This window comes from Burkholderia sp. WTPI3 (assembly GCF_021483755.1).
In the GTDB taxonomy this organism is placed as follows: Bacteria; Pseudomonadota; Gammaproteobacteria; order Burkholderiales; family Burkholderiaceae; genus Burkholderia.
Genome location: NZ_JAGIXF010000019.1, coordinates 26,638 through 48,096, shown reverse-complemented (window position 1 = coordinate 48,096; position 21,459 = coordinate 26,638). Strand labels below are relative to the sequence as shown.

The 21,459-nt window shown below is 64.8% G+C and carries 19 protein-coding genes and 2 pseudogenes; 7 read left to right on the top strand and 14 right to left on the bottom strand.

Features of this window, described 5'->3' with window-relative positions; all coding sequences use genetic code 11:
- Positions 1–951 (top strand): OmpA family protein, encoded by a 951-nt coding sequence (locus J7024_RS13105; RefSeq protein WP_124828632.1) that lies wholly within the window; start codon positions 1–3, stop codon positions 949–951.
- 134 nt (positions 952–1,085) lie between these two features.
- Complete coding sequence (locus J7024_RS13100; RefSeq protein WP_124828633.1) at positions 1,086–1,661, top strand: DUF3592 domain-containing protein; 576 nt, start codon at positions 1,086–1,088, stop codon at positions 1,659–1,661.
- Positions 1,662–1,912: 251 nt separating this feature from the next.
- On the opposite strand, the gene tssA is transcribed toward J7024_RS13100, so the two are convergent.
- From tssA to J7024_RS13055, 9 genes are all read right to left on the bottom strand, one after another.
- Positions 1,913–3,034 (bottom strand): type VI secretion system protein TssA, encoded by a 1,122-nt coding sequence (gene tssA / locus J7024_RS13095; RefSeq protein WP_234745111.1) that lies wholly within the window; start codon positions 3,032–3,034, stop codon positions 1,913–1,915.
- A 39-nt stretch (positions 3,035–3,073) separates the two neighbouring features.
- A complete protein-coding gene (gene tssH, locus J7024_RS13090; RefSeq protein WP_124828635.1) occupies positions 3,074–5,740 on the bottom strand; it encodes a type VI secretion system ATPase TssH in 2,667 nt (888 codons plus the stop codon).
- Between the two features lie 44 nt (positions 5,741–5,784).
- Positions 5,785–6,885: a type VI secretion system baseplate subunit TssG gene (gene tssG / locus J7024_RS13085; protein WP_124828636.1), complete on the bottom strand. Its 1,101-nt coding sequence runs from the start codon at positions 6,883–6,885 to the stop codon at positions 5,785–5,787.
- Entirely contained in the window at positions 6,849–8,684 is a 1,836-nt protein-coding gene (gene tssF, locus J7024_RS13080; RefSeq protein ID WP_124828637.1) for a type VI secretion system baseplate subunit TssF, read from the bottom strand. Before tssF ends, tssG begins: the two co-directional genes overlap by 37 nt.
- 77 nt (positions 8,685–8,761) lie before the next feature.
- Complete coding sequence (gene tssE, locus J7024_RS13075; protein WP_124828638.1) at positions 8,762–9,247, bottom strand: type VI secretion system baseplate subunit TssE; 486 nt, start codon at positions 9,245–9,247, stop codon at positions 8,762–8,764.
- Positions 9,248–9,309: 62 nt separating this feature from the next.
- Positions 9,310–9,813, bottom strand: coding sequence for an Hcp family type VI secretion system effector (locus tag J7024_RS13070; protein ID WP_006477093.1), 504 nt, complete (start codon positions 9,811–9,813; stop codon positions 9,310–9,312).
- Positions 9,814–9,883: 70 nt separating this feature from the next.
- A complete protein-coding gene (gene tssC, locus J7024_RS13065; RefSeq protein ID WP_006751237.1) occupies positions 9,884–11,374 on the bottom strand; it encodes a type VI secretion system contractile sheath large subunit in 1,491 nt (496 codons plus the stop codon).
- A 15-nt stretch (positions 11,375–11,389) separates the two neighbouring features.
- On the bottom strand, positions 11,390–11,905 hold the full coding sequence (tssB, locus tag J7024_RS13060) for a type VI secretion system contractile sheath small subunit (RefSeq protein ID WP_044845930.1): 516 nt from the start codon (positions 11,903–11,905) through the stop codon (positions 11,390–11,392).
- 44 nt (positions 11,906–11,949) lie between these two features.
- The gene (locus J7024_RS13055; RefSeq protein WP_124828639.1) at positions 11,950–12,582 is read right to left on the bottom strand and encodes a tetratricopeptide repeat protein; all 633 of its coding nucleotides are present in this window, start codon (positions 12,580–12,582) and stop codon (positions 11,950–11,952) included.
- 376 nt (positions 12,583–12,958) lie between these two features.
- Between J7024_RS13055 and tssJ the strand changes: the two genes are divergently transcribed.
- The 3 genes from tssJ to icmH all read left to right on the top strand — a co-directional run bounded on the left by tssJ (position 12,959) and on the right by icmH (position 15,798).
- On the top strand, positions 12,959–13,570 hold the full coding sequence (tssJ, locus tag J7024_RS13050; RefSeq protein WP_124828711.1) for a type VI secretion system lipoprotein TssJ: 612 nt from the start codon (positions 12,959–12,961) through the stop codon (positions 13,568–13,570).
- Positions 13,571–13,672: 102 nt separating this feature from the next.
- Complete coding sequence (gene tssK, locus J7024_RS13045; RefSeq protein ID WP_124828640.1) at positions 13,673–15,019, top strand: type VI secretion system baseplate subunit TssK; 1,347 nt, start codon at positions 13,673–13,675, stop codon at positions 15,017–15,019.
- Positions 15,016–15,798 carry a type IVB secretion system protein IcmH/DotU gene (icmH, locus tag J7024_RS13040; protein WP_096504317.1) on the top strand — a complete coding sequence of 261 codons (783 nt, stop codon included), beginning with the start codon at positions 15,016–15,018 and terminating at the stop codon, positions 15,796–15,798. The genes tssK and icmH overlap by 4 nt, the downstream gene beginning before the upstream one ends.
- 76 nt (positions 15,799–15,874) lie before the next feature.
- On the opposite strand, the gene J7024_RS13035 is transcribed toward icmH, so the two are convergent.
- The 3 genes and pseudogenes from J7024_RS13035 to J7024_RS13025 all read right to left on the bottom strand — a co-directional run.
- Positions 15,875–16,198 (bottom strand): DUF7716 domain-containing protein, encoded by a 324-nt coding sequence (locus J7024_RS13035; RefSeq protein WP_175751107.1) that lies wholly within the window; start codon positions 16,196–16,198, stop codon positions 15,875–15,877.
- 204 nt (positions 16,199–16,402) lie between these two features.
- A pseudogene (locus tag J7024_RS13030) lies at positions 16,403–16,625 on the bottom strand (transposase); the annotation flags it as partial.
- Between the two features lie 151 nt (positions 16,626–16,776).
- A pseudogene (locus tag J7024_RS13025) lies at positions 16,777–17,577 on the bottom strand (type VI secretion system Vgr family protein); the annotation flags it as partial.
- 420 nt (positions 17,578–17,997) lie between these two features.
- Here J7024_RS13025 and J7024_RS13020 point away from each other — a divergent pair.
- Positions 17,998–18,798, top strand: a complete 801-nt coding sequence (locus J7024_RS13020; RefSeq protein WP_124828643.1) for a transporter substrate-binding domain-containing protein — start codon at positions 17,998–18,000, stop codon at positions 18,796–18,798.
- 81 nt (positions 18,799–18,879) lie between these two features.
- Here J7024_RS13020 and J7024_RS13015 read toward each other — a convergent pair whose 3' ends face one another.
- Positions 18,880–19,083, bottom strand: coding sequence for a hypothetical protein (locus J7024_RS13015; RefSeq protein WP_124828644.1), 204 nt, complete (start codon positions 19,081–19,083; stop codon positions 18,880–18,882).
- 346 nt (positions 19,084–19,429) lie between these two features.
- Positions 19,430–19,972: a hypothetical protein gene (locus J7024_RS13010; protein ID WP_175858436.1), complete on the bottom strand. Its 543-nt coding sequence runs from the start codon at positions 19,970–19,972 to the stop codon at positions 19,430–19,432.
- A 463-nt stretch (positions 19,973–20,435) separates the two neighbouring features.
- On the opposite strand from J7024_RS13010, the gene J7024_RS13005 reads away from it, so the two are divergent.
- Positions 20,436–21,458: a sensor histidine kinase gene (locus J7024_RS13005; protein ID WP_390678825.1), complete on the top strand. Its 1,023-nt coding sequence runs from the start codon at positions 20,436–20,438 to the stop codon at positions 21,456–21,458.
- The last annotated feature ends 1 nt before the right edge of the window (position 21,459 follow it).

The following is a 21,459-nucleotide window of genomic DNA, read 5'->3' as shown; positions in this document are numbered from 1 at the left end:
ATGCAACGCACGATTCACGTCCGGCGCGCACGCTTTTCGCCCTTCGTTGCCGCCCTCGTCGCCGCCGGCCTCGTCGGCAGCGGCACGGCCTACGCACAGAACACGGGCGGCGCGACCGTCACACCGGTCGGCAACGGCACGGTCACAACCGCCGCCCTGCCCGCGAACACGAACGCCGGCGCCGCGCCGGCCACGGCGTCCGGCACGGTGATCCGCGGCACGGCCGGCACCATCGTGCCGCCGCCCGCGAACGCGACGCCCGGCCAGGTGGTCGTCGGCGGCAAGGTGCCCGACGAAGCGACCAAGGCCGCCGTGCTGCAGAAGTTGCGCGACACCTACGGCGCTGCGAACGTGGTCGACCAGATCGAGGTTGGCGACGTCGCAACGCCGCCGAACTGGAGCGCGAACGTGCAGAAGCTGCTCGGCGCGCAGCTCAAGCAGATCAGCAAGGGGCAGTTGAAGATCAACGGCACCCAGATCGAGATGAAGGGCGAGGTGCACAACGAGGCGCAGCGCCAGCAGCTCGCGAGCGACATGGCGAACGCGCTGAACCCGACGTACACGATCAAGAACGGGCTGCGCGTGTCGGCGTCGGAGCAGGGGCTGCTCGACCAGACGCTCGCGAACCGCACGATCGAGTTCGAAACCGGCAGCGCGACGCTGACGCCGCAGGGCAAGCAGATCCTCGACCAGATGGCGGCCGTGCTGTCGAAGATGCCGAACCGCACGGTCGACATCATCGGCCACACCGACAACTCGGGGAACCGGACGTCGAACATCGCGCTGAGTCAGGCGCGCGCGGATGCGGTGAAGGGCTATCTGATCACGAAGAACATCCAGCCGCAGCAGATGACGACGACGGGCGTCGGGCCGGATCAGCCGATCGCGCCGAACGATACGGCGGATGGGCGGGCAAGGAATCGGCGGATCGAGTTCCGGGTGGGGCAGTAGGCGGAGATTCAATGCCGAGTGACGCGGCGCGCCCGGTAGTACCAGGCTGGGGCGGCGCCGGCACGCGGACTGCGCGTGTGCCGCCAGCAGCCGGATTGCTCGGGCATACCCGCCGATGAGTCCCGGAATCTCACATGACACTCGCGCTGCGCTGCCTGCGATCGGCCTTCATCCTGTTCTTCGGCGCCCTCTTCCTGCTGATGGGCGCCGTCTCCATCGTCAACTCGGCCGTCCTCCTGCGTGCACGGGCGTGGCCCCGTGTCCCTGTCGCGGTCGAGCAGTGCGAGCTCACTCTGCGGTACGGCAAGCGCGACGTGACATGGGAAGCCCACGCGGTATTCCGCTATGGCACTGGCCGGTCGATGGAATACGACACGACCTGGCAACCGGCCGGGTCGCCGGTGTATTCACGCGGACCGGACCCGGCAATCAGCCGCGAGCAGATCGCCACGCTGACCCACACTTACTGCGCGGCCGCGGCCAGCGACGGGCTACGCGTTTCGCCGCTGTTCCCGGGCATTGCACGCCGCAATGATGCGGTCGTGCACGGCGCGTGGACCAGCGAGCTGGGATTCGGCACGTTTGCGCTGCTCGGCGGCCTGATGTTGAGCGCCGGAAGCATTTCGATGTTGCCGTGGATCGAGGACCGGAAGAAACAGTCGGCCAGGCAAAAGGCTCGGCACACGCAGAACCGTGCCGACACTTCGTGATCCGCACCGGCAGGCCAGCTTCGGATCACACGTCGTATCGTGCTCGTTTCCGCACGGCGGCCGATAGACAAACCACGCACGCCGAATCGAAACGGACTGCGTACCCGGACTCAGGCCGCGGTCCGAATCGCCCTCCAGTACGCCGGCAGTTGCTTGCGGACCGCCCCGGCTCGATGCCGAGCAACCGTGCGCCGACGCTTTTCAGCGCACCGCTCCAGCCCGTAACGCCGGTCAATGTCTGAATTCCGTCCTCACGACTGCTCGTCGGGCCTCACCCCGAGCAGTTCGCGAATATGCGACAGCGAGCCGTCATCCTTCACGACGCTCTCGAGCCACTTGTGCAGCGGCATGTCGGCCCATTCGGCGGCCTTGTCCGCGAGATACGCGACCGGGCTGTGCGGTTCGGTCTGGCGGAAGTAGCGCGCGACCGCCCGCAGTTGGTCGACAGCCTGCGCACGGTTCTGGATGCCGGCAATCATCTGCGTCACCGGAGGACGGGGAGCGGTCTGCGGCTGCACATGGGTCTCCTCGGTATGAATGGGGTCGCCGAAGCTCGGCTCGATGCGCTCGGGCTGCGCGTGTGGCGCCGACGGCGCATGCGATGCGCTGCCCGTATAGCCCTGCTCGCGTGCAAAACGCTCGGCGAGCCGGTAGACGGTCTCGAACGCGTCGCGCGTCTGCCGGAAGCTCGGCGCCGAATCGCCAGCGCGTTCGACGAGCCGGTCCTCGAATGCATCGAGCGCGAATTCGAACGCCTTCAGGTTCGCGAGCAGCGTGGTGTAGAACGCGATCGGCGTCATGCGCCGCGACGCATCGACCTGATCGACCGACGGCTTGCCGCGCGCGATGTCGTCCGCATGCTCGGGGTCGCGCTTCACGGCCTGCGCAACGTGCTGCGCGACGTCCCAGTCGAGCGTGGTGAATGCGTTCGACGCGCCGTCCGTCACCGGAATACCGCGCAACAGCTCGGCCGTGCGGCCGGACAGCCACGCGACGTTGCCGAGCCGGTATTCGACGTCGTCGCCCTCCGGCAGCGGATGCACGGTGTCCCAGTAGTCGCGGCACAGCCCTTCCAGCAGCACATAGCCTTCGGTGAGGCCGGTGATGCCGTCTTCCAGCGCAAGCGCCTCGGTCAGCCATACGGCGAGCCGCAGGTCCTTCGTGCGCGTGCGCAGCAACTCGCCCGCATGGTCGACGACGAAGCCCCAGTCGGCCTCCTTGATCTCGGTCACCCACTCGCCCTGGTCGAGCGTCGGATCGTCGTAGCGCCGCGCATCCTGGATCGCGTCGAATTCGTTCGAGAACAGCAGGTCGTCGCCGCTGGGCGACGCATCGCTGATCGGCGTCAGCAGCTCGGGGAGATTGATCGGCATGGTTCGGTCAGTTCATCAATGCGTGTTGCGCGGCCGCGCTCATTCGACGGTGTACGCGAATTCGCCGGCCTCGTCCGCGCGCACCGCGATGCGCGCGATGGCCTCGCCGTCGGCGATCCGGCCGAGCACGTGGCCCGCGATCTCCGGCAGCAGCGTGCCGTTCAGGATATGGTCGACGTTGCGGGCGCCCGAATCGACCTCGGTGCAGCGCGCGAGCACCGCATCGACGAGCGATTCGTCCCACTCGAACGCGGCCTTGTGGTTCGCTTCGATGCGGCGGCGGATCCGGTCGAGCTTCAGCTCGATGATCTCGGCCAGCACGTCGTCGGAAATCGGATAGTACGGCACGACCTTCATCCGGCCGAGGAACGCCGGCTTGAACGTCTTGTACAGCTGCGGGCGCAGCGCTTCGGCGAGCGCGTCCGGATCGGGCAGTTCCTCGGCCGGCTTGTTCAGGCACGCCTGCATCACCGCAGCCGAACCGACGTTCGACGTCAGGATGATCAGCGTGTTGCGGAAGTCGATCTCGCGCCCTTCGGCGTCGTCCATCGTGCCCTTGTCGAACACCTGGAAAAACATCTCGAGCACGTCCGGGTGCGCTTTCTCGACTTCGTCGAGCAGCACGACGGAATACGGATTGCGACGCACGGCCTCGGTCAGCACGCCGCCCTCGCCGTAGCCGACGTAGCCAGGCGGCGAGCCCTTCAGGCCCGACACGCTGTGCGCTTCCTGGTACTCGCTCATGTTGATCGTGACCATCTTGCGCTCGCCGCCGTACAGGATGTCGGCCAGCGCGAGCGCCGTCTCGGTCTTGCCGACGCCCGACGGCCCGACGAACATGAACACGCCGCGCGGCTTGTTCGGATCCTCGAGGTTCGCGGTCGCGGTGCGCACGCGCTGCGCGATCGCTTCGAGCGCATGGTCCTGCCCGATCACGCGCGCGGTCAGCAGCGGCTGCAGGTTCAGCACGGTGCCGATCTCATCCTTCACCATCCGGCCAAGCGGAATGCCTGTCCACGCCGCGACGATCTCGGCGACGACATGGCCGTCGACCTGCAACGGCACCATCGGCTCGCCGCCCTGCAGCGCGTGCAACGCCGCGACGCGTTCAGCGAGCTTCTCGCGGGTGGCCGGCACGTCCACCGGCTCGCCGTCTTCTGACGGGCCGCGCGCCTTGTCGAGCGCTTCGCGCAGTTCGCTGATTTCGGCGACGATCGCGCGCTCGGCTTCATAGCGCGCCTCGTCCTTCGCGAGCTGTTCGAGGGCTGTGTCGCGCACGCCGCGCAGCACGCCGAGCCGCTCGTCGTGCGAGGCGCCGCCGGTCGCTTCGCGCTCCAGCGACGCAATTTCCGCGTCGATGCGTTCGATGCGCTTCTTCGTGTCGTCGATCGCCGCCGGCGTCGCGCTGTGTGCGAGCGCAACCTTCGCACACGCGGTGTCGAGCACGCTGATCGCCTTGTCCGGCAACTGGCGGCCGCTGATGTAGCGATGCGACAGGCGCACGGCCTCGGTGATCGCATCGTCGAGGATGCGCACGTTGAAGTGCTTCTCCATCAACCCGGACATCCCGCGCAGCATCGCAGCCGCAAGCGGCTCGCTCGGTTCCTCGACCTTCACGACCTGGAAGCGCCGCGCAAGCGCCGCATCCTTCTCGAAGTACTTCTTGTATTCGCTCCACGTCGTCGCGGCGATCGTGCGCAACTCGCCGCGCGCGAGCGCCGGCTTCAGCAGGTTCGCCGCGTCGTTCTGGCCGGCCTGGCCGCCCGCGCCGATGATCGTGTGCGCCTCGTCGATGAACAGGATGATCGGGTGCGCACTCTTCTTCACCTCGTCGATCACGCTCTTCAGACGGTTCTCGAACTCACCCTTTACACTGGCCCCGGCCTGCAGCAGCCCCATGTCGAGCACGTGCAGCGCAACCCCGCGCAGCGGCGGGGGCACGTCATCGGCGGCGATCCGCAGCGCGAGGCCTTCGACGACGGCCGTTTTGCCGACGCCGGCCTCGCCGGTCATGATCGGGTTGTTCTGGCGGCGGCGCATCAGGATGTCGATCGCCTGGCGAATCTCGGCTTCGCGGCCGATCACCGGGTCGATCTTGCCGTCGCGCGCACGCTGCGTGAGGTTGGTCGTGTACGTGTCGAGCGCGGGCGTCTTCGACGGGCCGGCCACGTGCGCGGCGCCCTCGGCTGCTGGGATGTCGCTGCCGTCCTCGTCCGGCTGACGCGGCTCGGCTTCGCTCGAGCCGGTCATGATCTCGTCGAACTTGTGCTTCAGGTCCGTCACGTTCATTTCGGCGAACTGCGACGACATCCGCTGCGCGAACTGCGCGAGATCGGGCGCAGTCAGCAGCGCGAGCAGCAGGTGGCCGGAACGGATGCGGCCGAGTTGCGAATCGAGCGACGCGATCAGCCAGGCCTGCTCGAACAATGCAATCAGGTGCACCGAGAACACCGGCGTGCGCGTGTTGCCCGTCTTCAGGCGCGTGAGTTCGCGCTCGAGATCGGCGTGCAGCGCATGCGGATCGACGCGGCTCGCGCGCAGCGCGAGCGGCAGGTCGCCGGTCGCTTCGTCGAGCAGCGCGAGGAACAGGTGCTCCAGATCGACCTCGTAGTGGCCGCGCGCCAGGCACGCGCTCGCCGCGCGCTCGGTCGCGTGCCGGCACAGCGGGTTCAGTTTCGTGATGAGGGTCTTCAGAGGCGTGCTCATGGCGTCGATCTCAGGTTCGATTGCGTGTTTGTTGTCGTTCGGAATCAGTGAATCACGTGCAGTTCGTAGCGAGCATCCGAGCGGTCCTCGGCCGCGTCGCGCGTGCAGAGGAACGCGTCCCAGCCAAGTCGCGAGCCCTCGCCGAGCACGCTTGCACCGACTTCGGTGCGCTTGAGCACGAGCTTGACCTCGTATTCGAGCGTGACGCCGGCAAGCAGCGTCAGCATCCGTTCGAGCGCGACGGCGTGCGCGCCGCCGGGCAGGAACGCCTCGTAGTCGCGCTTGGACAGCGGGCCGACGACGATGCGCGCGCGCATGTCGCGCTGCCACACGCGTTCGCCGACGAGCGCCGTCGCACCGAGCACCGCGTTGACCTCGCCCAGCACGCTCAACTGGTCGGGCGGCACGTCGTACCACTTGCCGACGAACTGGTCGATCTTCACCGGCACGCGGAAATAGTCGGACAGCGTGCGCTGCAGGTACGCGGCCGACATCGGCCGGTGCCGTGCGGCAAGCGCGTAGCCGGCGACCGCCTCGTCGAGCACGCCGCCCACGCCGGCCGCGAGGCTGTCGCGCACCTCGTCGCTCGGCACGCCCGCGATCGCGAGCAACAGCGGCAGGTAGCGCTCGTCGCGATCGAGTTCGTAGTGGAACGGCAGCCGGTATTTCTTCCACGCCGCGTAGAACATCGCGGTCGCGCGGTTCGAGAACACGTCGAAGAATGCGCGTGCCGCATGGTCGCGCTTCAGGTGCTCGCGCGCGACGATCTGCTCGGTGTAGTGCAGCGGCAGCGCGCCCTGCCCGCCGAGCAGCCCGAAGAACGCAGGCGTCAGCTCGACGTGGCCGAGTTCGCCGGCCGCGAGCGCCGCGCCGCGCGCGTCGCCCGAATCGAGCAGCGTGCCGTCGTGGTCGAACGAGCGCGCGCCTTCGATCTCGCTCGGCGGAAAGCCGAGCGACAGCGTGTTGCGGAATTCGATGCGCTGCGCGACGACGTCGCCGTGCCGCCACGCGCCGGGCGCATCGGACGCCTGCCGCGCGAACAGCCCTTCGAGCACGCGCACCGCCTGGAAGAACTCGAAGCGGTGCGGCTCGTCGAGTAGCGCGTCGACTACGCCAGGATCGATTCGCCGGTTCGGGGCTTGCATCGGATGATCTCCTCGCCGGTGCGCTTCGACACGACGACCAATTGAACAAAACTGTTGAGGTGAACGTAGAGCCCGAAGAAGCTGTCGAGCACGCGCACGAACGACGCGAGGCTCGCGCCGACGAAGTGCTCCTCGTCGATCGTCAGGCGCACTTCGATGCCGCGCACGAAAGTCGCGAACGGCTTGCCCGGCAGCCATTGCACGGCACTGCGCTGCTCGATTCCCGCCAGTCCGTCGATCTGGCGCATCGACACGGCGGTGCGCCGCAGGTCATACAGCGTCAGCATTTCCTTGAGCGGCGCGAGCCCGTGCGCGACCAGCGACACGTGGTTCAGCGCGAGGTGCGACACGAGCCGCCAGTGCGCGGCGCGGCCGCGCTCGAAGCGCACGCTCTGAGTCGGCCGCCGCAGCAGCGAGATCCCGCTCGTCTGGGCGCCGCCTTCCTGGAACAGGTCGCCGCCTTCGAGGCCGAACGCGAGCATCGACGGCAGGTCGCGGTTCGTGCAGGTGAGGTCGAGGCTCAGCGTGTCGGTCTGCGGCGACGTCGGCTCGAAGTCGATGTCGACGATCGAGATCTCGGTCTCGTAGCCGGGGCTCTTCTGCGCGACCCAGTCGTTGCGGCGCGCGAACCAGTAATGGCCGATCCGCGCCGATTCGCCATGATGCAGCGAATAGAACGGCCGGAACTCGATCACCGATTCATCGTGCGCCTGCTGCCGGACGAGCTTCACCGAATCGATCGAGTACACCTCGTACGCGAACGCGCGCCGCGCCTCGGCGATCACCGGATAGGACACCGCGCGGTGCGTGATGCGGATCGGCTCGCCGTGCTGGCGGAACAAGTTCACGATCGGCGTGCAGAACAGCCGGAAATGGCTTGGCGTCAGCAGGTCGAGCAGCCGCGCGACGTGCGAGTCGCTGCGCACGTCCTGCAGCACGAGATGCAGCGTCGCGCGCTGGCAACGGCCCGACGCGCGTGCGATCGCCGCCAGATCGAAATCGACGAAATCGAACTTGTCGGGGAACGCGAAGTATTCGGTGAGCAGCCGATACGCCGGGTGCGATTTCGCCGGGTAGTCGATCAGCGCGTCGTCCTCGTCGAAGCCGGCGTGCGCGATCGGCAGCTTGCGCAGCGCGGTCCAGCGGCCGTTCCGCTCCGGCTCGACGTACGCGCCGAGCACGTTGACGAACAGGCAGTCGGTCAGCGCCGCGACGAACGACTGTTCGCCGTGCAGGTGTGCACGCAGCGTGGGCAGCTTCAGCGCGCCGAGATCGAGTTGCGCGGCGAGCGATTCGAACGTGATCGAGATCACGCCCGTCGCGTTGGAAGGCAGCACCGTCGCGCTCGGCGCGAGCGCGACCGGCGTGTAGCGCGCCTCCGAGATGCGGATCGGCGCGAGCGTCACGTCGTACGCGGTGCGGAACCGGCACTGCACGCCACGGATCGGGCGGCTCTTCAGCTCGGTGCCGCGTGCGATCACGACCGGTTCGGTCTGCTGGCCGGGCGACGCCGGCGTGAACTGCGCGATCGAGCACGACGGGAACGGCCGCAGGTAGTGCGGATACAGCACTTCGAGCAGCGCTTCGGTGAATTCCGGGTAATCGTCGTCGAGCTTCTTGTTGATCCGTGCGCCAAGCAGCGCGAACGATTCGATCATCCGCTCGACGTGCGGATCCTCGCAATGCTCGCCGGACAACGCGAGCCGCGCCGCGATCTTCGGGTAACGTTCGGCGAAATCTCGCGAATAGCGCCGCAAAAACGATAATTCGCGCTCGTAATACGGCAGCAATTCTTCCATCGACGACCCCGAACCTCAATATTTCCTGCCGGACCCTGATCCACCACCGGGCGGTCCGGCCCGCTCGGCGGTTTGATTTACTGCATTCTTGCTGCGCGTGCGCGTGTGACCGAATACTGCAGCGTCGATGGCTGCAGCATCGCATCGAAATTCACCGGCTCTTCGGCCGGGTGCACGACGAGCAGCGCCTGGATCGCGAAGTAAAGCGCGTTGGTCGACTGCTCGTTCAGCTCGAACGTCACCTGCACCTGCTGCAGCCGCGGCTCGTGGCGCGCGATGGCCTGCTGGATCGACTTGCAGATGAACGCCCGGTCGTAGTGACTCGCGAGGCTCAACCCCGCGAAATCGTTCAACCCGTAGGTCAGCACCGATTTCTGGCATTCCGGCAGCGCGGCCAGCTCGATTTCGGTGTGGGCGATACGGGTGTTGAGAATCGCCTCGACGTCGCGGGCGACCGTGTTCTTGAGCTCGTCCAGCGACAATTGCCGCATCGCTGCCGAGGCCGGCAGGTGCGGTTCGTCGTCGAACAGCTTGTCGAGAAAACTAGGTTCGAATCGTTTCATCGGCCGGTGCGCACAGCGAAAACGGCAACGGGACGCCGAGCGCCCCGTTGCCGCAACCGACCTTAGACCGCGTAGGTCTTGTCGTTCTTCGTCAGGCTCCAGGCGCCTTGCGTGTTGCCGCCCTGGTTGCCGCCGATCTTCTGCTGGGTCTGCTTCCACTGCACGGCCGCGTACTTCAGCGAGAACGTCTCGAGCGGCAGACCTTCTTCGCGAACGCTCGGCGCGATGCTCGAGATGATCACGTACTTGAGCTTCACTTCCAGATACTGGACGCGCTTGCCCTCGCCGTCCGCGCGCGAGAAATGAACCGTGACTTCATCGAACGTGGTGCCGCCCGATGCGTGCTGGTACAGCAGCGGGCTCGACGAATCGATTTCCTTCGTGAAAATCATGTCGCCGTGCTCGCAGCGGGTCATCGTGTGACCGCCTGCGGTCGATGCCGTTGCCGAACGCGGCTGAACGATCGAGTGATCCCACGATTTCAGTTCGATCCAGCCCTGATGGTCCTTGTCCGCGGATTCGCCCTTCACCGCCGGACTACCAAACTGCAAGTGCATATGTAACATGGCCCTTCGACTCCCCAAAGAGGTGGTTTTAACGTCCTACCCAGGCGGCCCGCCCGGGCGATTTACTCGCTTATGAATTTGCCGGTTTGGGCAGATCAGCGACAAGTCGCAGAGAAATCGAGAGTTCGTCGAGCTGAAAGTGCGGGCGCAGGAACGCGACCGAACGATACGAGCCCGGCTTGCCCGGAATCTCCGACACTTGTATGGATGCCTCGCGCAGCGGGAATTGCGCCTTCTGTTCCTGCGATGCGTTGTCGTCGAGCAGGACGTACTGCGAAATCCACCGGTTGAGGAAAGTCTCCACGTTTTGCGCCGATGCGAAGCTACCGATCTTGTCCCGCATCATCGCCTTCAGGTAGTGCGCAACGCGCGATACCGAGAAGATGTACTGAAGCTGAGCGGACAGGACGGCATTTGCATTCGCGCTGTCGGTGCTGTATTTCTTCGGCTTCTGCACCGATTGCGCGGCGAAAAACGCGGCGTAATCCGAGTTCTTGCAATGAACGAGCGGGATGAAGCCGAGGTCGCTCAGTTCCTTCTCGCGGCGATCGGTGATCGCGATTTCGGTCGGGCACTTCAGCGCGACTTCACCGTCGTCCGTCTTGAACGTGTGGGTCGGCAGGTCCTCGACGAGGCCGCCGCCTTCGACGCCGCGGATCGCCGCGCACCAGCCGAAGTCGTCGAACGCCGCCGTCAGGCGTGCCGCGAATGCCCACGCCGCGTTGCACCACAGGTACTTGTCGTGCTCGGTGCCGTCGACGTCCTCGACGAAGTTGAAGTTCTCCGCGGTCTGGCCGTCCTTCGGATTGAACGGCAGGCGACCGAGGAAGCGCGGCAGCGTGAGGCCGACATAGCGCGAGTCTTCCGAATCGCGGAACGACTTCCACTTCGCGTATTCGACCGTGTCGAACACCTTGCCGAGGTCGCGCGGCTTGCCGAGGTCGGAGAACGACTCGAGGCCGAGCAGCTCCGGCGACGCCGACGCGATGAACGGCGCGTGCGCGGCTGCCGCGACGTGCGACATCTGCTCGATGAAGTACATGTCTTCCGGCTGGCGCGAGATCTCGTAATCGCCGATCAGCGCACCGAACGGCGAGCCGCCGAACGTGCCGAATTCCTCTTCGTAGACCTTCTTGAACAGCGCGCTCTGGTCGAACTCGCTTGCGCCCTTGAAGTCGCGCACGAGGTCGCGCTTCGGCGCGTGCAGCGCCTTGATCTTGATCGTCTGGCCGGTGTTGCTTTCCTTGACCAGGTAGTCCATCCCGCGCCACGTGCTTTCGAGGCGCTGGAATTCCGGCGCGTGCATCACCGCGGACAGCTGCGTGGAGATCAGGCGGTCGAGCTCCGCGACGCGCGCGTCGATCGTCGCCGACAGGTTGTCCGACACGATCACCGTGCCGTCGAGCACCTGATGCACGAGTTCGCCGATCAGGTCTTTCGCGCGTGCATGTTCGGAATCGGATTTCGCGACCTTGCTCTTCTCGACGATGTCGTCGAGCAGCGAAGTCCCGGCGGCATATTCCGCGCCGCTCGCTTGGGCCGCAGCCGTTTGCTGGTTCATCTCAACACTCCGTCGTCATTCGCCGTCTTTGTCGCCGCCCGTGCCCTTCGCGAGCTCCTGCAGCTGCTGCGTGTTCTTCAGCACCTCGGACAGCAGATCCTCGAGCTTGTCGTTGCCGGCGAGCTTGTTGCGCAGGTCGGCCAGCTTCGAGCGCGCCTCGAGCAGGCGGCGCAGCGGCTCGACCTGTTCGACGACTTCGTCCGGGCTGAAATCCGACAGCGAACGGAACTTCAGGTCAACCGCGAACTTGCCGCCTTCCGGGCTCAGGCGGTTTTCCACCTGAAACGCCGCGCGCGGCTCGATCGCCTTCATCACGTCGTCGAAGTTGTCACGGTCGATGTTGACGAACTTGCGATCGCGCAGCTTCGGCTGCTCGACTTCCGACTGGCCCGCCAGATCGCCGACGACCCCGACGACGAACGGCAGTTCCTTCACCTCGATCGCGTCGCCCTTCTCGACCTCGTAGGTCAGCTGGACGCGCGGCGGCCGTATTTTCTGCAAGCTTTTCTGAATGCTTTCTTTCTTGGCCATCTCGACGGCTCCCAGGTTAGTTGTGGTTTTGTCGCGTCAATCGATCAGCGAAGCGCGCTGAACGGGTCGGCGCCACCCTTCTGCGGTGCGACGGGCGGCGTCGGCGCGGTGGTTGCAGCGGCGGCTGCCTCGGTTGCCGCTGCGGCACCGGCCTTTGGACGATGAATCACACGACGCGGCGGGCGCGTCTTCGCAACCCGTTGCTCCGGCGGGAACAGCGCCGATTCGCCCAGCGTGTCGCGCAACTGCTTGGCGAGCGCCTGCGCATCCGACTTCGCGTCGCCCGCCAGCGACGAATCCTGGCGCAGTTCGCCGAGCGACTGCGTCGCGATCCGCAGACCCGCGACGGCGAGCACGCTCTTCGCCTGGCGGTCGGTCGCATCGCGCTGCAGCGCTTCCTGTGCCGCGACGATCGCCTGGCCATAGTGGTTCTGGGCAAACTGGATCTGCGCGATGCGCGACCACGGCTCCTCGCGCGTCGGATCCGACTTCGCGAGCTGCTGGTACAGGCCGAGCGCCTTGTCCTGGTCCCCCGACTTCGCAACGGCGTCCGCATCGGCCAGCGACTTGTTGAACACCTCGGCAGTCGGCGGCGCCGGCGGCTGGCTTGCACAACCGGCGATCACGCCGCAGGCCAGCACTACCCCAGACATTTTTGCGAAGAGACGGTCTTTCATCGTTATATCCACCGGCGCGTGAGTATTAAAATCGTTGAGAATCTGGTTCTTTTGCTTTGCAAGAAGCGCGCGGGTATAGTACCGATCAATTTTTCATAATTCAATCGCTGCGTGCAGAGTAATTCCTTTTAAATCCGTGCGCTACCCTCTCGAAACGCTTGTGGCAGCAGCCTCTCGCGGGCTTTCGTTTCGATCGAAATGCGCAAGTTTTACTGATTTGACGGCGTCGCGAGCTGGTTGCGGAAAAATTTTCCGGAAGCGCATCGCAGCGCATGCGCGCTTAATAGTTGAACGGCAGATAAGCGGGACATTCGCAACAACGCGGAAATACCCGGCAGTTTTGACAGGGAGCAAAAGGCGGCACGCCGGAAATACGATGAGATCGTCCATGATTCGCTATGCGCTGCCACTGATTGCCTGCGCACTTCTGGCCGGATGTGCGGCCGCTCCGTTGCTCGGCTCGGCCGCGAGCGCCGTCATGCAGGCGGCCGGCATCGGCAAGCCCGACGTGCCCGACGCGCAGAAACCCCCGCGCAACATCGGCCTCACGCTTGCGGCCGCGCCCAACCTCAACGCCGCGAACGACCACAAGCCACTAGCATTGGTCGTGAGACTCTACGCACTGAAAGATCCGACATCGTTCCAGCAAGCGCCGTTCGACGCATTCACCGATCCGACCAAGGAAAAGGCCGCATTGGGCGCCGATCTGCTGAACGTGCGCGAAATCACGCTGATTCCGGGCCAGCGCTATACGGCAACCGAAAAGGTGTCGCGTGAAGCGCAGGCGTTCGGCATCGTCGCATTGTTCCGGGATCCCGCACTCCAGCGATGGAAACTGACGTTCGACCCGGCGAAGTCGGAGAAATCCGGCATAATCATCGGCCTGCATAATTGCGCGATGACGGTCACCGACGGCTCGGTCATCGCACCGCAACAGGGTGCGCCTTCGCAACCGCTGAATTTGCTTTCGTCGGTCACCTGCGGTTAAACGTGACGCACGAATGTCAATTAACAAGAGTTAACAAATTGGCGATTAATTCGGGCACGAACAAATCGATTACATCGCAACGCCACATTAACCGGATTTGACATGAGTTATTCGGCCAAGGTGCTTTGGGGGGAAGGGCTGTTCCTCCGGCCTCAACACTTTCAGCGGCAGGACGCCTACCATGAGGCGCGCCTGTTCGAATCCATCCAGGCGATCCAGCCGTACAACTGGGGCGTGCGCTCGGTGCGCATCGACCGCGATGCGCTCGGCAGCAACGTGCTGCGTGTCGCCGACCTCGCGCTCGTGTTCCCGGACGGCGCGCTGTATGCCGCGCCGCAGGCCGACGACCTGCCACCGCCGATCGCGCTGGACACGCTGCCTGACGGCATCAACGAATTCGTGTTCTATCTCGCGCTGCATCCGCTGCGCGAGAACGGCACCAACTACAGCGACGATCCGGCCGCCGGCTTCATGACGCGCTTCGTCAGCGAGCAGACGAGCGTCGCCGACAACTTCACCGACGCCGCCGAAGCCGACATCACGTTCCTGAAGACGCAGGTCAAGCTGATCGCGCATAGCGAGCCGCGCGACCAGTTGCTGTCAGTGCCGCTCGTGCGCGTGCGCCGCACCGCGACATCCGGCTTCGAGATCGACGACAGCTTCGTGCCGCCGTGCCTCGCGATCGAGGCATCACCGATCCTGCACCAGCGGCTGCGCCAGTTGGTCGATGCGCTGCAGGCGAAGGTCAATGCGTTGTACGGTTTTCATCGTGAGCCGTCGAAGAACATCATCGAGTTCCGCTCCGGCGACATCGCGTCGTTCTGGCTGCTGCACACCGCGAACGCCGCGTTTGCGACGCTCGCGCATCTGCATCAGCACGCCGCGCTGCATCCGGAGCGCCTGTTCCAGGAGCTGCTGCGTCTCGCCGGCCAGTTGATGACCTTCTCGAAGGGCTACACGCTCGCGGATCTGCCCGTCTACCGGCACGACGATCCCGGCCCGGGCTTCGCACGTCTCGATCTGATGCTGCGCGAGCTGCTCGACACCGTGATCTCCACGCGCTACTTCGCGATCACGCTCGACGAAGTGCGTCCGTCGTTCCATCTCGGGCGCCTCGATTCGGGCAAGATCGACGACAAGACCGAGTTCTATCTGGCGGTATCCGCGGACATGCCGAACGTCGAGCTCATCGACGCGGTGCCGGCCCGCTTCAAGGTCGGCGCGCCGGACGACGTCGATAAGCTCGTGCTGTCGGCGATGCCGGGCGTGCGGCTGTCGTACACGCCGCAGGTGCCGCCCGCGATTCCCGTGCGGCCGGGCGCGTGCTATTTCTCGCTCGATTCGCGTGGCGCGCTGTACGAGCGCATGCTGCAGGCCCAGTCCGCGATGATCTACGCGCCGACTGGCATCAATGACCTGAAATTCGAACTGATCGCGGTCACATCATGAGCTACGCGCCTTCCCTGTTCGGCGACAATGCGCCGGCCCCCATGCACACCCCGGCATCGACCGACGCCGCGTTCCAGGCTCGCTCGCTGCTCGATCTGTTGTACGACGGGTTCTTCATGCTGTTCCTGCTCAAGAACGGGCGGGAGCCGGATAGCGCGAGCGAATTCAGCACGAAGATCCAGGAATTCCTGTCGGATTTCGAGCGTGGGGCGAAGAAGCTGAACATTCCCGCCGAGGACGTGTACGGCGCGAAGTTCGCGTACTGCGCGGCCGTCGATGAAATGGTGCTGTCGTCGCAGTTCAAGATCCGCACCGACTGGGAACGCCGGCCGCTGCAACTCGTGTTGTTCGGCGAGCAGCTCGCCGGGGAGAAATTCTTTCAGTATCTAGAGGAATGTCGCGCGCAAGGCGCGGCGCGGTTGCAGTCGCTCGAAGTGTTTCATATGTGCCTGCTGCTGGGGTTCCAGGGCAAGTATCTGCTCGAAGGGCCGGAGAAGCTGGCTTATCTCACTGCGCGGCTGGGCGACGAGATCGCGCATATGAAGGGCAAGCGGGCGCCGTTTGCACCGCATTGGCCGCTGCCGGATCAGATTGCGCACCGGTTGAAGCGTGAGGTGCCGGTTTGGGCGATTGGAGCGGTGTTCGCGCTCGTCGCACTGCTCGGGTATCTCGGGCTCAATACGTATCTGAAGGACAAGACGCTGCAGGCTTTGGCGCCTTACTCGCAAATCATCAAGGTCGGGCCGGAGTCGGCTAATTTGACGATTTCGTTGCCTTGAGGGGTGGGCTGCTGATACTTCATGAAAAAAGGACCGCTTGGCGGTCCTTTTTTACTGTGGCTCAGGGCGCGCGGCGTCAGAGCAGAATGAACTCATCGTTGTCGACGTAGAAGACGAATGCGTCGAAGAGTTGCGCGACGCTCGGTTCGTCGACCTGGTCATGCGCGTTGATCACGATGTCCTCGATCGTCGCGCTTTTCAGCGTGACGCGCCAGCCGGGTTGGGGGGCGGTGGTGGGAGGGGTGTCGGTGTCGGCTTCGGCTTGCCGGGCGTCTTCGATGAATGCGCCCTCTGTATCGAGCGTCCATGGCATCGGCGGCAGGCAGAGCCAACCGGAGAAGTCGCCGGGGTGCTCGAGAATGTGTTGCAGCGATGCGGTGGTCGCAGGGGTGATCGACATGGGTATTGCGGTTTTAACTGGACTGGAATCAATACGCAGGAGCGGCGATATGGCAGGTGCATGAAAGTGCCGGTGTCACAGCGCTCGTGTCAGCGAGCCGTGATTATGCCAATTTCGTGCACGCGGGTTGGCTCGGGGGTGGCCTTTCTTGCACGGCCCCAGAACCTGTCCGCATTTTTGTGGGCGAGGCGGTTGAGCAGCACGTTATCCACGCGCCTGCATAAATCGGTCTCCGAACAGGATAGCAAACTGGTTCATCGCCGATTTCCAGTCGAAGGCGGCCCGTACGGTCTTGGCCAGCACATTGCGTAGCGCCAGCCAGATCAGCTTGAGCGCGGCCTCATCTGACGGGAAGCGGCCGCGGCGCCTTGATGATCTTCCGAAGCTGCATGTGCAGCGACTCAATGGCGTTCGTAACCGGCATGATATAGCCGGTGCCTCGCGTTCCCGCGCCGAGTGGTTTGAGCGTATGGCGTGACCATCCGGGACATGGGGCACCCACCGGGAAGCACTTCGGATGGGTAGGCCGTTTCTATACGATGAGCCGCGAGCTCGTGTTAGTAGTTGGCCGCCCCTGCGACCCGCACCCAGCACGATGCATTCTCGTTGCCCGGGTTCAGCCGATCCCATACGAACTGCACACGGATCCGGTTCAACTCGTCGGTATAGACTTCCTCGCCCTGAGGCCCGACGACGATCGCCGTCTCGAGATGCATCTTCGGCTTGTAATGCTCGAACGGGCTGCGATACGGCACGTTTACGCACTGCGCCTCGACCTCGACGAGATAGAAGCCGACCGAACCGTCATCATGCGGCACGCGAAACGAGGAGTCGGCACCGTAACCTTCCTGCGCCTGCGTCAACGCTTCGCGCAGGCTGTACGGAAAATCCGCGCTACTGCTCGCAGCGGGCAGGTTGTTCTCGATCCACCATGCGATGTCGATCGCGGCGAATTCGCGCTGATCGGCCGGATCGCGATCGTGCTCCGGATGATCCGCGAGCGTGAAGCGCCGGCCGGCATCGATCGCGCGCACGCCGCCCGCGCCGTGGAAGCGCTTCGCCTGCAACTCCCACTCCTCCATCCGGATTTTCGTGAGATGGTCGCCGCGCGTCTGGTCCAGATACGTGTACGCACCAGTGTACTCGTAGACTTCAAGCTGATCCGGCAATTCACCCTGATCGCCCATCGTCGGGAGCGTACTGCCCTTCGGGTTCAACGGTTGCGCCGGATTCTTGTAGTCGAACGTTCGCGTTGACCGCGTCACGCCCTGCAACGTACGCGAGCCCGACCATTGCGTGAACGCATCGGCTTCACTCGCCGCGCCGCTACGGCAGAAGCGCACGGTTTCCGGCGAGAGCGGCGCGAACGCCTGCAGGTTAGCAGCCGGCCCTGCTGAAGCAACCCGCCGCGCAACGCGGCAACAGTGTTCTGCATGTTCATGGCAACGGCCTTTTCTTCTTCTGACGCGCCCTCGGATGGCGCGCTGAGCGATTTCGCTCGCGCAATTTTTACAGAAAAATTACTGCGCGAATCGGAAAAACAACCTGATTTAAGAGAGTATTTTCAAGCGTATTCCGAACATGCCGGGAGGACTGTTCAAGCGATCGCTCGCTGCCCGAGGGCCGGGTCGTCACACGGCATTGCCGCCCCCCGCCCCGGGAATCGACTGCAATCAGGGCCAATTCGACTTCCGGCGCGGCGCGGTTGCGAGTAGTGTCTACGTGCCCGCATTCCGGCCCAGCCCGGGCACGCTGATGCCCGGCGCCCCAACACCACACTGAACAACTGGAGATCTGTGATGAAACGTTCGAAGCTTCTGCTGTCGGGCCTGCTGCTCGCGTCGGCACTCGGTTTCACGGCCGTCGCCGCACACGCGGAAGATTTGCTCGACTCGGTGAAGAAAGCCGGCGTGCTGCGCGTCGGCCTCGAAGGCACGTATCCGCCGTTCAACTCGCGCGGCACGTCGGGGCAACTCGAGGGCTTCGACGTCGACGTCGCGAATGCGGTCGCCGGCAAGCTCGGCGTGAAGACGCAGTTCGTCCCGACCGAATGGAGCGGCATCATCGCCGGGCTGCAGGCCGGCAAGTTCGACGTGATCGTCAACCAGGTCACGATCACGCCGCAGCGCAAGGAAGCGCTCGACTTCAGCGAGCCATACACGTACTCGGCCGCGCAGTTGATCCAGCGCAAGGACGACACGCGCAACTTCAAGTCGCTCGAGGACTTCAAGGGCAAGAAGCTCGGCGTGACGCTCGGCACCAACTACGACCAGATGGCGCGCGGCGTGCCGGGCATCGAGGTGCAGACGTATCCGGGCGCGCCGGAAAAGCTGCGCGACCTCGCCGCCGGCCGGATCGAGGCGACGCTCGACGACCGCCTGATGCTGCCGTACATGATCAAGACGTCGAACCTGCCGCTGCGTGCTGGCGCGGTACTGAACGGCGGCAAGCAGGAGATGGCGATCCCGTTCCGCAAGGGCAATCCGAAGTTCGAGAAGGCGATCAACGATGCACTGGATTCGCTGCGCAAGGACGGCACGTTGAAGAAGATCTCGATGCACTGGTTCGGCAGCGACGTGACCGTGCCGGTCGCGCAGTAAGCGGTTTCCCGTGCTTTCAATGCGTCACGTTCTTCGCTGCGGCGAAGGCGTGACGCTCGTCTGCGGTTCCGCTCCCCTCCCTCAAGCCGCTTCGTCGAAGCGGGCAAGCAACAGTTGTCCGATCGGCGTCAGCGCCGGGCGCACGGCGACGGCATTCACACGCACCTGCGTATCGTCGACCAGCCGCTTTTCGACGAGCACGGCGAAGGCCGGGTTCGTCGGGTCGACGCCGTCCGGCGAGCGCGCAATGCGCAGCAGCATCGAAAATTCATGCGGACTCAACATGGCCCCTGTCTCCTGATCGGGTGCGATTCGATTCGAACCGACGTCGATCGTGTTTTCGAATGGAATGGTGCGGTACATGGTCGATGCGTCACCGGAAGCGAGATCCCGGGGACCGCGCGCGACGCGGGCACGGCGTCGTGGGCGGCAAGCGCATACCCGTTCGCGGCGTTGGCGCTGCGACGGGAACGTGCAACGTTAGGGGCGCATCGTGACGCAGGCGTGACAGGAAAACAGGGGCGCAACGGCGTGCGCTGCACGCCCATGTTTGCTCGATCCCGCCCTGGTTTCTGGTTCGTCAACACCGTCCTGTTCGCGGCCCTCGCCGACCATTTTCGGCCTCACCTACTCATCGCGAATCGACCGGATAAGTCATGCCGTTTCGATGCATCCCACCGGCCTCGCGCATGCTGCGCACGACCACGTTGACCGCGCGCCCGAGCGGCATCCCGACGAGCACGCCCCATACCGCGAACGCCAGCATCACGAAGCAGGGCGTCTCAGCCCACGGCGCGTGCACTGCTGCCGCGTAATGCAGAAAGGTTTCTGCAACAAACGTGAGCATCAGCGTGACCAGCAGGCTCGCATCACCGGGCAGGCGCACGCGCAAGCCCGACTGCGTCGCGCGGTACCGGAGCTGCCAGCGCATCGCATGCAGCCAGCCCAGTGCGGCACCCGCCGCGACGGACGCCAGCGCAAGCACGTTCGCTCCAGCTCCTGCAAACGGAAAAAGCCCGTTCAGGCTGACGAGGCCGACCATTCCGAACACAACCGGTGAGACCAGCGGTCGCGCCGCGGGTACTTCGCGCGGAAAACAGCGCTTGATGCCGATATAGAGCAGCATGCAGAACAGCACGTACGCGTATGGCTTCAGGTGAAAGAGCGTGGACATGATCGGAATCACCGGATCGGGTTGAACACGGCAACACCGTACCGCGAGGGTGCGCGGCGCGGCTGGAGTTGCGACAGGGCGCGTGAATGCGCGGACGAATCGCGCGTGACGGCGATGATTGCTCAGGGATTCGATGCGATGATCGCTCGGCTCCGGATGCCGACAGCCAGCGATGCCCGAAGACAGCACCTTTCATCGGCCGATTGCCGCGACGCATGATGCCCTTACGCCCGCCTTCCTCTACACTCGTGGCGGCAATCGGCCCATCGCCCAGTCGTCGGCACCCGGAGCGCTTCGTCGAAGCCGCGCCCCGTTCGTCGCAATTCGCCCTCGATCTATGCATGGGGCAGTAAGGTCACGCCATGCGCGTATCGTGCGTCCACCTTCATTCGACACCATGCGAACCACCCGACCGGTTACTTCGACGATACCGCCCATGCCAGCCGTCGGCGCACCGCGCTGGCTGCGCGATCCGGCAGCGCTGCTCGGGTTTGCATGCTTCAACTCGGTAGTTGGCCTGGGCTTCTGGATCATTCACGTTGACGAACCCGTCGTCCCCTATCTCGTCGTCTCGAACGTGATCGGGTTCTGTGCGCTGCTGTTGAGTACCGCCGCGAACCGGTTGCTGCCGAGCACGCCGGGGCTCGCGCTGAAGGCGATCGTGATCGCACCGGTCAGCGTCTTCGCCGGTTTCGAGATCGCGGCCGCGATCGTCGGCGGGAAGGTGCCGCATGTGTTCGGATCGGACCGCATCGTCACATGGGACAACTATGGCCCGTCGTTCCTCGTCTCGGCAATCCTGTTCGTCTGCGTGTCGCTGTTCCTGCAATCGCTGCGCATGCGCGCGACGCTGGAAACGGAGCGCCGTCAGGCCGCCGAAGCCCGCCAGGCCGAAACGACTGCACGCCTCGCGCTGCTGCAGGCGCAGATCGAACCGCATTTCCTGTTCAATACGCTCGCGAACGTGCAGAGCCTCATCGAGTGCGACCCGGCCCGCGCGTCGACGATGCTCGACAACCTGAACCGCTACCTGCGTGCGAGCCTGCGCCGCACACGCGACGCGACGTCGACGCTCGGCGAAGAACTCGAACTCGTCGAGGCGCTGCTGAAGATCGCATCGATCCGGCTCGGCGAACGCCTCTCGTATGCCATCGACGTGCCGGTGGATTTGCGTGCGCTGCCGTTCTCGCCGCTGTTGCTGCAACCGCTCGTGGAAAACGCGTTGCTGCATGGGATCGAGCCGTCGATCGCCGGCGGCGAGATCGCGATTCACGCACGCAGACACGGCGAGCAACTCGAATTGAGCGTGCTCGATACCGGCGTCGGCCTCGGGAGCGGCGTGTCGCAATTGCATGGCGGCGTCGGACTCGCCAACGTCGCCGCGCGCCTCAGGGCGCTGCACGGCGAACGCGCCCGCGTAGCCATCGAAACGAACGCCGATGCCACGCATGGCGTCGCCGCCGTCCTGCTGATTCCGCTCGACTGAC

Coding starts and splice junctions, on each gene's coding strand:
- J7024_RS13070 (WP_006477093.1), bottom strand. CDS start 9,813: ATGTTACATATGCACTTGCAGTTTGGTAGTCCGGCGGTGAAGGGCGAA.
- J7024_RS13020 (WP_124828643.1), top strand. CDS start 17,998: ATGAAACGTTCGAAGCTTCTGCTGTCGGGCCTGCTGCTCGCGTCGGCA.
- tssF (WP_124828637.1), bottom strand. CDS start 8,684: ATGGAAGAATTGCTGCCGTATTACGAGCGCGAATTATCGTTTTTGCGG.
- J7024_RS13015 (WP_124828644.1), bottom strand. CDS start 19,083: ATGTTGAGTCCGCATGAATTTTCGATGCTGCTGCGCATTGCGCGCTCG.
- tssA (WP_234745111.1), bottom strand. CDS start 3,034: ATGCCGATCAATCTCCCCGAGCTGCTGACGCCGATCAGCGATGCGTCG.
- tssJ (WP_124828711.1), top strand. CDS start 12,959: ATGAGATCGTCCATGATTCGCTATGCGCTGCCACTGATTGCCTGCGCA.
- tssE (WP_124828638.1), bottom strand. CDS start 9,247: ATGAAACGATTCGAACCTAGTTTTCTCGACAAGCTGTTCGACGACGAA.
- J7024_RS13010 (WP_175858436.1), bottom strand. CDS start 19,972: ATGTCCACGCTCTTTCACCTGAAGCCATACGCGTACGTGCTGTTCTGC.
- icmH (WP_096504317.1), top strand. CDS start 15,016: ATGAGCTACGCGCCTTCCCTGTTCGGCGACAATGCGCCGGCCCCCATG.
- tssG (WP_124828636.1), bottom strand. CDS start 6,885: ATGCAAGCCCCGAACCGGCGAATCGATCCTGGCGTAGTCGACGCGCTA.
- tssH (WP_124828635.1), bottom strand. CDS start 5,740: ATGAGCACGCCTCTGAAGACCCTCATCACGAAACTGAACCCGCTGTGC.
- J7024_RS13035 (WP_175751107.1), bottom strand. CDS start 16,198: ATGTCGATCACCCCTGCGACCACCGCATCGCTGCAACACATTCTCGAG.
- tssK (WP_124828640.1), top strand. CDS start 13,673: ATGAGTTATTCGGCCAAGGTGCTTTGGGGGGAAGGGCTGTTCCTCCGG.
- J7024_RS13055 (WP_124828639.1), bottom strand. CDS start 12,582: ATGAAAGACCGTCTCTTCGCAAAAATGTCTGGGGTAGTGCTGGCCTGC.
- tssC (WP_006751237.1), bottom strand. CDS start 11,374: ATGAACCAGCAAACGGCTGCGGCCCAAGCGAGCGGCGCGGAATATGCC.
- tssB (WP_044845930.1), bottom strand. CDS start 11,905: ATGGCCAAGAAAGAAAGCATTCAGAAAAGCTTGCAGAAAATACGGCCG.
- J7024_RS13100 (WP_124828633.1), top strand. CDS start 1,086: ATGACACTCGCGCTGCGCTGCCTGCGATCGGCCTTCATCCTGTTCTTC.
- J7024_RS13105 (WP_124828632.1), top strand. CDS start 1: ATGCAACGCACGATTCACGTCCGGCGCGCACGCTTTTCGCCCTTCGTT.